The sequence below is a fragment of the Senegalia massiliensis genome (assembly GCF_900626135.1).
GTDB lineage: Bacteria > Bacillota > Clostridia > Tissierellales > SIT17 > Anaeromonas > Anaeromonas massiliensis.
The window spans coordinates 1,121,341-1,134,082 of the sequence record NZ_LR130785.1 but is presented as its reverse complement, the minus strand read 5'-3'; the positions used below and the strand labels follow the sequence as shown (position 1 = coordinate 1,134,082).

Annotated in this window: 12 protein-coding genes; all 12 read right to left on the bottom strand. The window is 28.9% G+C overall.

Going from position 1 to position 12,742, the window contains the following annotated elements:
* The 12 genes from E0D94_RS05575 to E0D94_RS05520 all read right to left on the bottom strand — a co-directional run bounded on the left by E0D94_RS05575 (position 1) and on the right by E0D94_RS05520 (position 12,701).
* Positions 1–957 (bottom strand): DUF4474 domain-containing protein, encoded by a 957-nt coding sequence (locus E0D94_RS05575; protein WP_242620488.1) that lies wholly within the window; start codon positions 955–957, stop codon positions 1–3.
* 96 nt (positions 958–1,053) lie between these two features.
* Entirely contained in the window at positions 1,054–2,598 is a 1,545-nt protein-coding gene (gene galT, locus E0D94_RS05570) for a UDP-glucose--hexose-1-phosphate uridylyltransferase (RefSeq protein WP_130806295.1), read from the bottom strand.
* A gap of 102 nt (positions 2,599–2,700) precedes the next feature.
* Positions 2,701–3,654, bottom strand: a complete 954-nt coding sequence (locus tag E0D94_RS05565) for an AEC family transporter (protein ID WP_130806294.1) — start codon at positions 3,652–3,654, stop codon at positions 2,701–2,703.
* A gap of 68 nt (positions 3,655–3,722) precedes the next feature.
* The gene (locus tag E0D94_RS05560; RefSeq protein WP_130806293.1) at positions 3,723–4,529 is read right to left on the bottom strand and encodes an XdhC family protein; all 807 of its coding nucleotides are present in this window, start codon (positions 4,527–4,529) and stop codon (positions 3,723–3,725) included.
* Positions 4,530–4,533: 4 nt separating this feature from the next.
* Entirely contained in the window at positions 4,534–5,115 is a 582-nt protein-coding gene (locus tag E0D94_RS05555; protein ID WP_130806292.1) for a nucleotidyltransferase family protein, read from the bottom strand.
* A complete protein-coding gene (gene yqeC / locus E0D94_RS05550) occupies positions 5,112–5,861 on the bottom strand; it encodes a selenium cofactor biosynthesis protein YqeC (RefSeq protein WP_130806291.1) in 750 nt (249 codons plus the stop codon). The genes E0D94_RS05555 and yqeC overlap by 4 nt, the downstream gene beginning before the upstream one ends.
* Complete coding sequence (yqeB, locus tag E0D94_RS05545; RefSeq protein ID WP_242620487.1) at positions 5,848–6,654, bottom strand: selenium-dependent molybdenum cofactor biosynthesis protein YqeB; 807 nt, start codon at positions 6,652–6,654, stop codon at positions 5,848–5,850. Before yqeB ends, yqeC begins: the two co-directional genes overlap by 14 nt.
* A gap of 50 nt (positions 6,655–6,704) precedes the next feature.
* Entirely contained in the window at positions 6,705–7,040 is a 336-nt protein-coding gene (locus E0D94_RS05540; RefSeq protein ID WP_130806289.1) for a winged helix-turn-helix domain-containing protein, read from the bottom strand.
* Positions 7,041–7,129: 89 nt separating this feature from the next.
* The gene (locus E0D94_RS05535) at positions 7,130–8,509 is read right to left on the bottom strand and encodes a uracil-xanthine permease family protein (protein ID WP_130806288.1); all 1,380 of its coding nucleotides are present in this window, start codon (positions 8,507–8,509) and stop codon (positions 7,130–7,132) included.
* A gap of 113 nt (positions 8,510–8,622) precedes the next feature.
* Complete coding sequence (locus E0D94_RS05530) at positions 8,623–9,006, bottom strand: RidA family protein (RefSeq protein WP_130806287.1); 384 nt, start codon at positions 9,004–9,006, stop codon at positions 8,623–8,625.
* 13 nt (positions 9,007–9,019) lie between these two features.
* Positions 9,020–11,581: a selenium-dependent xanthine dehydrogenase gene (gene xdh, locus E0D94_RS05525; protein ID WP_130807357.1), complete on the bottom strand. Its 2,562-nt coding sequence runs from the start codon at positions 11,579–11,581 to the stop codon at positions 9,020–9,022.
* Positions 11,582–11,612: 31 nt separating this feature from the next.
* Positions 11,613–12,701 (bottom strand): 4Fe-4S binding protein, encoded by a 1,089-nt coding sequence (locus E0D94_RS05520; RefSeq protein WP_130806286.1) that lies wholly within the window; start codon positions 12,699–12,701, stop codon positions 11,613–11,615.
* Between the last annotated feature and the right edge of the window lie 41 nt (positions 12,702–12,742).

Below are 12,742 nucleotides of genomic sequence, written 5' to 3'. Positions count from 1 at the left end.
TTAGTCTTCCTCTTTGCTATCAATATATTTCTGGATTTCTTTATATATTTCAATTAACTTTTTAGGTCTACCTATATTTAAAACTTCTTTATATAAATCAGGTGACTTTTTATATAATATATCTAATTTTTCTGGGAAGGTATCATATGGTTCTGTTAATAACTCATATTTATCACATAATTCTTTATTTTTAAATTGAATAACTTTATCTGTTTTTTCATTTCTAGTATAAGGTTGTTCTACGTGAGGCTTATCAAATTTCAATCTAATTATATTACCTCTTTGAATTATTTCAGTATTTGAATAATTAGCATTTCTTAATCCTTTTATGAAGTTATTAGTCATATCTCTATTTTTAAATACAATTTTTATATCCATAGTAAGTTCTTCTGGTTCAGAAAATTCTCCAACTCTAAACCCTGTTAACCACCAATGACTAGATTTTCTTTTAAGAATTGTTCTATTATTTTTTTTCAGAACAAAAGACATTTCAAGGAAATCTTCATCCTTTACAGCATTATAAAAAGTACCATTAAAAAAATCAGGTATATCTAAATCTGGACCTGTAGTATAATATATGCCAATTTCAGCTCCAGTACACAAATCATATTGTCCTTTCCAAAATTCTATTAACCACCTTTTATTATCATATTCAAAATATATTGGCTCACAATCTATTATCATACCTAGTGGTGCAGCAGCTTCATCATATAATCTACAATATCCCATTTTTCTTTGCCAAGCATCTATATTAGAAAAAAATATATCTTGTGTTTCATCATAAGAATATCCACTTATATCTATAATTTCATCTATCTTTTCTTTATCAAATGGGGTTTTATATTTATCAAATAAATTTTTACTATATTCTTTGTATTTTTTATAAACTATTATCATTAAAATAATAAATAACAAAAAAAATGATATAACATAAGAAAAATCTATATTATTTAACATAATATCACCTCGAATATTTTCATATAATATTGTATTCAGAGTATAAATATTATGTTAAAAATAGATATGACTACCTATAATAGGTAGTCATAAAATTTAACCAATAATATCAAAATTATTATATTTCATAAATCTAATAAAAGCTTTTTTCCCTTCTTGGGTTCTTTTATATACTCCAGCATCTTTTAATACATCTAAAAACTTCATTCCAACTTCTTTTTCTAATATCTCTCTTGCTTTATCTGTATTATTTATAGTACCATATTTATCTACTAACTCAATTATCCAATCCTTATGTTTTTGTATTTGCTCATATTGTTCTAAGTTATCTATAAGTTTATTATTTAAAAGAATATCTTCAATTTTTTCTATTTCTTTTTCAAGTCTTCCTGGAAGTACTGCAAGTCCCATAACTTCAATTAATCCTATATTTTCTTTCTTTATATGATGTAGTCTTTGATGAGGATGAAAAATTCCTTTTGTGTACTTTTCATTTGTTCTATTATTTCTTAAAACCAAATCTAATTCATATTCATCATTTGAATTCTTTCTTGCTATAGGAGTTATAGTATTATGAGGTTCTCCTTCTGAAAAAGATAGTATATCTATATTTTCATCGTTATAATTCCTCCAAGAATTTAATAGCTTAGATGATAACTCCACTATATCTTTTTTATCTTTCCCAGATAATCTAATAACTGACATTGGCCATTTTACTATGCCTATCTTAACATTTTTGAATTCATTAGATTTAAACTGTAACTCTATATTAGCTTTTTCCATAGCAAATTTATGATTTCCACCTTGAAAATGCTCATGACTAAGTATAGAACCTCCTACAATTGGCAAATCTGCATTTGAACCTATAAAATAGTGTGGTACCTTTTCTATAAAATCTAATAACCTATTAAAAGTATTTTTTGTAATACTCATAGGTTCATGAGTTTCTTTAAATATAATACTATGTTCATTATAATAAACATATGGCGAATATTGCATATACCAATTTTCATCATTTAATTTTATAGGTATGACCCTATGATTTTGACGTGCTGGATGATTTATTCCACCTTTATATCCTACATTTTCTAAACATAATAGACATTTAGGATATGATTTTTTTGCTTGCAGTTTTGCAAGTGCAATATCCTTTGGATCTTTTTCTGGTTTAGATAGATTTATAGTAATTTCTAAATCACCATATTCTGTATTTGTCTTCCAGTATAAGTTTTTATTTATTCTATCCATTCTTATATAATTAGACGCCTTTGACATTTTATAATAATCTTTAGTAGCTTTTTCTATTCCAGAATTTTTTTCAGTACTCCAAAATTTATTTGCAATATCTGATTGTCGTGGAATTAATATCCCCATAATCTTTGCATCTAATAAGTCTCTCATAGATGTTGTATTTCTTTCTATTATTCCTTCTTCATAGGCATAATCCAATATATTTTCTAATATATCTACAGGACTATGTAATATTTCATCTTTAAATTCGCCATTATAAGGTTCTTCAATTTTCAATAACTCCATTAAATTATTTCTCATTTGAACCATGTCTAACTTTTCAATCATATCATTTTGATATGCAAAATTTAATAATCTTTCCATTTCATACGATATATCTGTCTTACTCAAAAAGTTCGCCTCCTATATATTTCTATACATAGATTATATACTTTAATAACCCTAGTTTACAAGTTATCATTATTCTCTACTACATCTTGATTTAATTCCTTTTTAATATAGATTTTCCCCTACAAATGTTAAAACAAATAATACAAAAATTGTAATACATGCTATTGTATGAATTACAACTACATTATTCGCTATTTCACTATATTCTCTATTAGCATATTTATCTACAAATATGGATAATGAATAGGGTGGTGGTAATATTAAAAATGTAAAGTAGGCATAATCAAATAACGGATCGTTAGTTATAATTCTGTTTATTATAAATATTTTAAAAATATATCCCATAATTAGTATAGTTATAATTCTTATAAGGAATAATTTCATACTTTGTTTTATGTATATTTTATTTATTTTAAGTCCAAACCCTATAATAATAAGTATAATAGGAGTTGCAAGACTTGATAAATAATTTAATGTAATATCTACTCCCATAAAAAGGGTGTTTTCAAAAAATATTTTTTCCAACTTCATAATATTTAACAATAATCCTAAAATAATTGAAATTATAAGAGGTGAATTTAAAAAACCTTTAATTGTATCTATGGAAAATCTTTCATTATTAAATTTCATTTTTAATAAGGTATAAAATATAAACCATATAAAGAATTCATGAGCTACTCCAAATATTGATATTTTTTCTAAATTTTCAACTCCAAATACAGAGCTAAATAAAGGTATTCCTAAAAGTCCAAAAGTAAATGAAGTAACTATAAATGGCACTAATGGATGAGATATAGATTTAATTCTATTTAATAAATTACCTATAATATATAATATAATAAGTAATATAAATACTACGAATATAACTAAAAAATACTCCTTTTTAAGAGTCATATCTCTAAAAGTAATAAATAATAATGCAGGTAGTGCTATATTTATGACTCCATTTTTAAATTCATCCATCGATTCTTGTTTAACTAAGTTTTTTTGTTTTATAATATACCCAAGTGCTATAAGCAAAAATATTGGTATTACTTTTGATATAATTTCTCCCATATTTACATCCCTTCTTTAAATATACTAACAAGTAGTATATAACAAAATAAACGAACTAGAAAGTCCGCTTATTTAAAAAAGTTATACTTCATACTTTTAGCTGTTGATTCATTTTTTACAGCTAAGATTTGACTCATTATAGAAAATGCAATTTCTTCTGGGGTTTCTCCCCCAAGATCCAATCCTATTGGGGCAAATACTTTTTTTAATTTTTCTCTTTCTATACCTTCTTTAACTAAAGTGTCAATCATATTTTTGCATTTTCTTATACTTCCTATCATACCTATATATTTAGCTTCACTATCATAAACTTCTCTCAAAGCCTTTAAATCGTCTTTATGACCTTTACTTACAAGTACGATATATGAATTGTCAGATATTGGATAGTTGTTTAATTCTTCTATTATATCACCTGTTTTAAGTTCTACACTACCTGGAAAAATATCACTTTCTATTATTTCTTTTCTAGTTTCAAATACTACTGTTTTAAAATCTAGAAATTCACCTAATTTATATAATCTTTGAGCTATATGACCTCCACCTACTATGAGTAATATATTTTTTTTATTAAATACTTTTATAAAAATTTCAGCTTGTCCTCCACAAGTCATACCTAATTCGCCTTTTTCAGTAAGTTCATAATTATATTTTTTACTTTCTCCTGTTTCTAAACATTCTTTAGCACGTTTTAATACATCATATTCAATTTTCCCTCCCCCTATTGTGCCTACAATTGATTCATCTTCTTTTATTACCATCATTGCACCATTTTCTCTAGGGGTTGAACCTTTTGAATCAGTTATTATGGCAAGTGCCACTTTTTTATTCATTTGAATTTCTTTTTTAACTTCTTCAATATATTCAATCTCATACATTCTTTTATTCTCCTTTATCTATTATTTTTTTATAATCTTCAATTGTATCTATATCTATACCTAGATATTTATCATGAATTTTTATGTAATTTACAATATCAAAGTTATCTTTTATCACTTCTCTCCCTCCTATATCCCCATTAATCAATAATAACTCTTTTTTCAAATAAGCTGGAAATATAATAGGATTTCCTCTTTTACCATTATAAAGAGGAATTATTATTTTTTCTGTCTTTTTCTTAAATTCAATTATAATCTTATTTATAACTTCTATTGATAAAAAAGGTTGATCTCCTACAAAAAATATGAAACCTTTTGTTCTTTCATCTGCTTCTTTTATTCCTAGTTTTATAGATTCACTTTGTCCTTTTTCTGCATTATTATTATATATTGAAATAATACCTTGATTTTTAGCAATATCTTTTATTCTCTTATCCCTATAAATGATAATTATGTCATCAACTTCAGAACCTTTAACCTTTTTTATTGTTCTCTCTATTAAAGTTTCAGAGTTCACTTTTAAAAATAATTTATCACAAGTCATTCTCTTTGAAAATCCTGATACCATTATTATAGCTGTTATCATAGTTCACACCTTCTACAATAATTATTGTAAATGCTTATTACCAATATATACTTTAAATCTATAGTTTCTTTAGCTATACTTCTTAATAATTTACATGCCTTTATTTGAAGCTCTTTGTCATCAGCTTTATTTAGTATAAGTATTTTTTTTGTATTTTTAGGACTATTTTTAAATAATCCATCTTTAGATACTACTAATTTTTTTATTGAATTATTACTTATAATTTCACCTATTTTGGTGCCTGTTACAGATGAAAACTCATCTACTCTATGAACATTTTTATTGTTTAATAACATCCCTATAGCATCTACGCCTATAATGCCTATTACCTTTGTAGTTAGACTTGGAATTAATGGTTCATTATAATTAGGAGCTTTTATAGTTTTTCTTTTTGCCCCATCTGATTCCACTATTATTAAATCAAAGATATTTCTTCTATATATTTCATCTATAAAACTTTTATCTACACCTATTAATTTGTTTTCTGTTGATATATATTCTCCTATAATTGTAATAGTTCCATTTTTTATTTTAGTTATATCTATCCTTTCTTTATTTAATAAAAACATATTATCTATAAAATCTTCTGTTGGATAGTATATTTTAGTAGTTGTAGTTACAAATACTTTTAAATTTTTATCTTTGCATTCTTTTGCTAGTTGAAACATAACTGAAGTTTTACCTCCAGCTCCTACTATAGATATCAAATCTTTCTTTTTTATATTTAATCCATCACTTAATCTCATTATTGTTTTTCCTATATAAATTATACATTATAGCTTCTAATACTCCTCCAGCTACTGAACGTGCTTTATCTGATATTTGGTAGCTATATTTCGCTTCTCCTCTAGGATCTACATCTCCTATTTTCATGCCTTTATATACATAATACTTATCCCTAATCATACCTCTAATTACACCTGATATTTTTGTCTCTATTTGACATTCACCTATAGTAGCTACTATATCTCCTTTTTCAACTAAAGTTCCTATATCTTTTAATACTTTTATATTTCCATAAGATTTTGCTCTAAGCACTCTTTCCTCTGTAAAACCTTCAATATTTCCAGGAATTCCTGTATTTGGCTCAGGTATTCCTTTATAAATTACTCTTCCTAACATATGACCTCTTTTGGTTTCTACTACTGTATGAACATCTTCACCTGCAGAAAATCCAGGTCCTACACCTATTACAATCTCAGCCATATCTTTATATGTTCCTATATTCTTTTTTGCAAGTATTCCATCTACTATTATTTTAGGTTTAAACTCTTCTATATATTTTCCATAAGGGTCTATCATTACTGGAACTATCCCTTTTTTAATTAAGTTTAAAGATTTATATTTTGAATCTGATAATTTTCCAGTTAAATTTTCTATAGTAATTTCATCTTCATATACGGCTTCTGAAAAAGAAACTTTCCTTCTAACCATAGATGGGTTTTCTTTTTCTAAAAATATAACATCAAAGCCACTCATATATAATCTATGCCCTATTCCTGTAGCTATATCTCCTGCACCTCTTATTATTACTAGCATACATTTCATCCTTTCGCTATATTCATATCTACATAACGATTTCTAAAAAATTATATTATATTATCAAAATATTTTTTAAATAATCTATTCATTTCAATATCTAATTCTTCTGTAAATTTTTCATATGCATGTATCAATATTTTTGCATCTTCAGTTAAACTACAACCTCCACCTGACCTTCCCCCAATTGTTCTATCTAATAATTTCAATTTCAGTTCATTTTCAATATTATTTATTATTTTCAGACCTTTGCTATAACTCATGTTTAGATTTTTACAAGCCATATTTATTGACCCTAATTTATTTATTTGTATAAGTAATTCATAAGGTCCTTTACCAAAAGCTTTATTTTTATCTTCTATCCATACTTTATATCCTACTTTCAAAACAATATCCCCCTATTACATAAAAATACATAGTTATAGTATATCATAAAGAGCCATACTATAACTATGTATACAAACCTAAGCTGTTTTTAGCTTATTTTTTCTTTATCAGCTATTTCTTGCCTTTCTTTCTTTTCTTCATCAATAGTTTTCTTTGGCACTATAATATTTAAGAAGAATACTACTATAGCTGAAATTATAACTGGTGATGATGTAAATATTTCTGTTACCCATTCTGGAAATTGTTCTAAAGCTCCTGGTACAGTTGTGATTCCCATTCCAAGGGCTATTGCAAGACCAACTATTGAAACATTTCTAGTTGACATTTCACCCTGAGTTATAAGTTTTATACCTGTCATAGTAATCATAGCAAATACTGATATTGTAGCTCCACCTAATACTGATTGAGGTATTGTGGTCATAATTGCTCCAACTTTTGGTATAAATCCTGCTAAAAGTATTGTTCCAGCAGCAAGTAGTAATACAAATTTACTTACAACTTTATTCATAGCAACTATACCTACATTTTGGCTATATGTTGCAGTTGGTAATCCTCCAAAAAGTGAACCTAATATACTTGCAGTACCATTTCCTATTATACCACCTGATAATTCACTATCTGTTGGTTCTCTATCAAGTCCTCCTGCAGTTGTAGCAGATAAATCTCCTACTGCCTGTATAGAATTAACTACATACATTATAGACATTGTTATTATTGCAGTAGGATAAAATTTTATTCCAAAATGAAGAGGTCTTGGAATAGCTACCAAGCCTGCATCTCCTACTCCAGAAAAACTTATCATTCCAAGTGCTAGTGCTAAAATATATCCTGCTATTATTCCCATTAATACTGATGCTAATTTTGTTATTCCTTTTGTGAAATTATTACATATTAATACCACTACTAATGTTACAATAGCTACAGCCCAATTTTTAAGTGAACCATAATTTGCTGCACCTACTCCACCTGCCATATAATTTATAGCTATTGGATATAGTGATAATCCTATAGTAAGTACTACTGTTCCTGAAACTATAGGTGGGAAAAATTTTCTCAAAGGCTTTATAAATATACCTACTATAATAGCAACTATACCACCTATTAATTGTGCCCCTAATACCCCTGCAACTCCATAATTATTTGCAATTGATAATACAGTTGGCACATATGCAAAACTAACTCCCATTATAACAGGAAGTCCTGAACCTATTCTAAAATTAGATTTTCCACCTATAGGATACAGCTGTAATAATGTAGCTATCCCTGCTATAAACATTGCAGCTTGAATTAAAAGAGTTGATTCTCCTGTTGAAAGTCCTACTGCTCCTGCTAAAATTATTGCTGGTGTAATATTTCCTACTAACATTGCTAAAACATGCTGAATTCCAAGTGGTGCTGCTCTTGTAATTGGTGGTCTTCCATATAAATCAAACACTGAATTACTTCTGGTACTTTTTCCTTCCATCATATTACCCCCTAATATTTTCAGTTTAAATTTTAACAAACTATTATAGTATTAATTATCATTAGTAAGAAAATTAAGCCTAGCTAGATGATTAAATCATCTAGCTTAGCATTTTATTATTTTAATTTAGCTATAGCTTCGATTTCAACTTTAGCCTCTTTTGGTATTTTGGCTACTTGAACACATGACCTTGCTGGTGGCTCATCACCAAAATATGTGCCATAAACTTCATTTACTGCTGCAAAATCATCTAAGTCTTTTACAAATATTGTAGTTTTGATTATGTTTTCCATACTACTTCCTGCTTCTTCTAATATTGCCTTTACACTATCAAGTGATCTAGCAGTAGCTTTTTTAATATCATTAATTAATTCTCCTGATTCAGGATCCATTGGTAATTGTCCTGAAGTAAATACAAACTCTCCCACTTTTATTGCTTGTGAATATGGTCCTATTGCTCCTGGTGCTTTTTTTGTTGATACTACTGTTCTTTCTACCAAAATAATCTCTCCTTTATTTTTTCTTTTTATTATACGGTGTATCTTCTAATGGTAATTTAGTTCTAAATTGACCATCATATTTTAAGTATGCTCCTTGTACCGCTGGGGCTGTAGGTATTGAAGCTATTTCACCAATTCCTTTTGCTCCAAATGCAAGTGTTTCATCACTCTTTTCTATTATAACAGATTTAATCTCTGGAACAGATGTGGAACGGAATAGTCCTAATTTTCCGAATTTAACTTGAGGTACAGAATTTTTTAATGGATAATCTTCTGTTAATGCATATCCAAGACTCATTACTACTCCACCTTCAATTTGTCCTTCTAAATTTTTAGGATTTATTGCTTTGCCTATATCATGTGCTGCCACTACCTTTTTTAATTTTCCTTCATCATTTAATATAACTAAATGAGCAGCATAACTATAAGCAACATGACTTACTGGATTATCTTTGTTAGATCCCATAGGATCTGTTATACCTTCATATTCACCATAGAAGTCTTCACCTTCTAATTCCTTAAGTGACTTTATTTCTAATGATTTTCTTAGTTTTATAGATGCTCTTCTAACTGCCTCACCTGCAAAGAAAGTTTGACGTGAAGCTGTAGTCATTCCTGAGTTAGGTGTAGTAGCTGTATCTGGAGCATCAACAACTACAAGTTCTGGTAAAATATCTACTGTCTCACATAACATCTGAGTCATTATAGTTCCAAGTCCTTGACCTATACAAACTGCACCCACTCTTATGTGTATTTTACCATCTATCACTGATAATCTACATCTACCTATATCAGGCACACCTACTCCAAGTCCAGTATTTTTTATTCCTGATGCAATGCCTACATAAGTATTATTATCATATTCTTCTTTAAGTGCTTCTAGACATTCTAGCATTGCTGTAGTTTCATCTGCAATTTGTCCATTAGGTAATATATCACCTGGCTTTATAGCATTTCTATATCTTATTTCCCAAGCAGATAATCCTGCCTTTTGTGCTAAAAGATTAATATTAGACTCTGTTGCAAATATTGTCTGAGTTACTCCAAATCCTCTATATGCACCTGCTGGAGGATTATTAGTATAAACGGCTACCCCCTCTATATCTACATTTTGATAATTATATGGACCTGCTGCATGAGTACAGGCTCTTTGAAGAACTGGACCACCTAATGATGCATATGCACCTGTGTCAGCTATTATTCTAGCTTTCATTGCTGTAAGTTTCCCACTTTCATCACATGCTGTTGTAAATTCCATTTCCATTGGATGTCTTTTTGGGTGAATTATTAAACTTTCTGATCTTGTAAGAGTAACTTTCACTGGTTTTTTAGTAGACCAAGCAAGAAGTGCTGCATGATGCTGAACACTCATATCCTCTTTACCTCCAAAACCTCCTCCTACAAGTTTACATATTGCTCTTACTTTTTTAGGTTCAATTCCTAACAACTCTGAACATTCTGACTGAACTGCATATACTCCTTGACAACTAGTATATATAGTTACTCCATCATTTTCTGGAACTGCTAATCCACTTTCAGGTTCTAAGAAAGCATGTTCAGTGAAAGGTGTAGAATAATGTTGTGTAACTACATATTTTGAATTTTCAATAACTTCATCAACATTACCTTTTTTAAGAAATTGTTTTGATAATATATTACCATCTTCATGAATCTTTGGAGAATCTTCTTTCATAGCAATCTCAGGTGCAGATAGCGGAACTAATTCTTCATACTCAACTTCTATTAAGTTTAATATTTCGTCAAGAGATTCTTTAGTATTAGATGCTACTAATGCAATTCCATCTCCTAAGTATCTTGTTTCTTCTCCTATATCTATAAGAGCAGGCCAATCTTTTTTAAGATGTCCTATATATCTTTCCCCTGGTATATCCTTTGCCGTAAGTACTGTTTCACAATCCTTATGCTCTAATGCTTTTTCTATATTAATACTTTTAACTAGAGCACGAGGATATTTAGTTCTTAGGGCTTTACCATATATCATTCCTTCTATTTTCATATCATCTACATATTCCCCTGAACCAAGTACTTTTTCATCATTATCTATTCTTTTCATTCTATCTCCAACATTTCCTTTAGACTTTTCATCTTTGGGAATATTGCCTTCTCTAAGTGCTTTTGCTGCAAGTGCTATAGCTTTTTCAATTTTTACATATCCAGTACACCTACATAAATTACCTACTATAGCTTTTTTAATATCATTTGATGATGGATTAGAGTTTTTATCTATTAAAGCTTTAGCTGATATAACCATACCTGGTATACAATAACCACATTGAACTGCTCCAGCTTCTCCAAATGCCCACGTATAGATTTCTTTTTCTGTATCTGTGAGTCCTTCAACTGTTGTTATTTTTTTACCATCAATTTTAGAAATAGTTAAGATACATGCTTTCATTTTCTTACCATCTACTAATATTGTACATGCACCACATACCCCTTCACCATTACATCCATTTTTTACTGATGTTAAATCCGTATCATCTCTTAAATATTCTAATAGTCTCTTATCCTTTTCAACCTCTATTTTTTTTTTATTTAATATAAAGCTATACATATTCATTCACATCCCCTATGAGAGTTTTACTCTATTTATAAGGTATACTTAGAGCATTTGTAGGACATACTGTCACGCACAATCCACATCCAAAGCATTTATCTATATCTATTTTCCACTCATCTTCAACCTTTATTGCATCATATGGGCAAACCCTTTCACACATTCCACATAATATACATTCATCACGATTAATTGATGGAGGTATAACATGTTCTCTATAATTTCTTTCTTCTATCTTTTTATGAGTTAATCCTTTTATTTCTTCTATATCTTTATAGCCTTTTTCATCTAAAAAGTCATTTAATTCTTTGACTATTTTTCCATATACTTTAGGCCCCTTTAATATAGCTTCTGTACAAACTTGAACTGCTGATGCCCCTGCCATAAACATCTCAGCTACTTCTCTTCCATTAGTAACCCCACCTACACCAATAATAGGAATTTTTACAGATTTTGAAGCATCATATATACATCTAACGGCTAAAGGATGAATTGGAGACCCAGATAACCAACCATATCCTGTTTTACTACCCATTATAGGAAGTCCTGTGTCAGTATCTATAGTCATAACTGGCCCAAAAGAATTAATCATTACAAGCCCATCAGCTCCAGCTTCTTCTAAAGCTTTAGCTATGGTTTGAATATCAGTATGAGGGCTCATTTTAACAAATACAGGTACATCTAAAAATCTTTTTGCTGCCTTCATGGCATTTACTATAGGGGTTACATCAGTTCCTACATAATGTGTAGATAACTCTACTGCATCTGCATAAGGCTTTACCATTGGAGCTAATTTTTCTATTTGCTGTGCAGTATAACCCATACCTATAATAACAGGTAATCCAGTTTCTTTTGCTATTTTATATTCTGTTTCTAACCATTCTTCAACTGAGTGCTCTGACCACAATTCAGTATTTAAAAAACCACTTTTTGTATTTCCCATACAAGGTCTTGGTATATCTGCTGGCTTAACTGAAATAGTTTTTGTAACAATACCACCAGCACCACCATCTGCTGCTTTTTTACAATAATCACCATTTCTTGCACCTGGACCTGCTGCTGTCATTATTGGATTTGGAAATTCTATACCACAAATATTTACACTTAATTTTGCCATAATATACTACACCTTCCTTTTAAGCGATAGTTTAAAAACTA

What these genes read in the sequence shown, in the direction of transcription:
- E0D94_RS05575 (WP_242620488.1), bottom strand. Translation starts at nt 957, where the DNA reads ATGTTAAATAATATAGATTTTTCTTATGTTATATCATTTTTTTTGTTA.
- E0D94_RS05565 (WP_130806294.1), bottom strand. Translation starts at nt 3,654, where the DNA reads ATGGGAGAAATTATATCAAAAGTAATACCAATATTTTTGCTTATAGCA.
- E0D94_RS05560 (WP_130806293.1), bottom strand. Translation starts at nt 4,529, where the DNA reads ATGTATGAGATTGAATATATTGAAGAAGTTAAAAAAGAAATTCAAATG.
- E0D94_RS05555 (WP_130806292.1), bottom strand. Translation starts at nt 5,115, where the DNA reads ATGATAACAGCTATAATAATGGTATCAGGATTTTCAAAGAGAATGACT.
- yqeC (WP_130806291.1), bottom strand. Translation starts at nt 5,861, where the DNA reads ATGAGATTAAGTGATGGATTAAATATAAAAAAGAAAGATTTGATATCT.
- yqeB (WP_242620487.1), bottom strand. Translation starts at nt 6,654, where the DNA reads ATGCTAGTAATAATAAGAGGTGCAGGAGATATAGCTACAGGAATAGGG.
- E0D94_RS05535 (WP_130806288.1), bottom strand. Translation starts at nt 8,509, where the DNA reads ATGATGGAAGGAAAAAGTACCAGAAGTAATTCAGTGTTTGATTTATAT.
- xdh (WP_130807357.1), bottom strand. Translation starts at nt 11,581, where the DNA reads ATGTATAGCTTTATATTAAATAAAAAAAAAATAGAGGTTGAAAAGGAT.
- E0D94_RS05520 (WP_130806286.1), bottom strand. Translation starts at nt 12,701, where the DNA reads ATGGCAAAATTAAGTGTAAATATTTGTGGTATAGAATTTCCAAATCCA.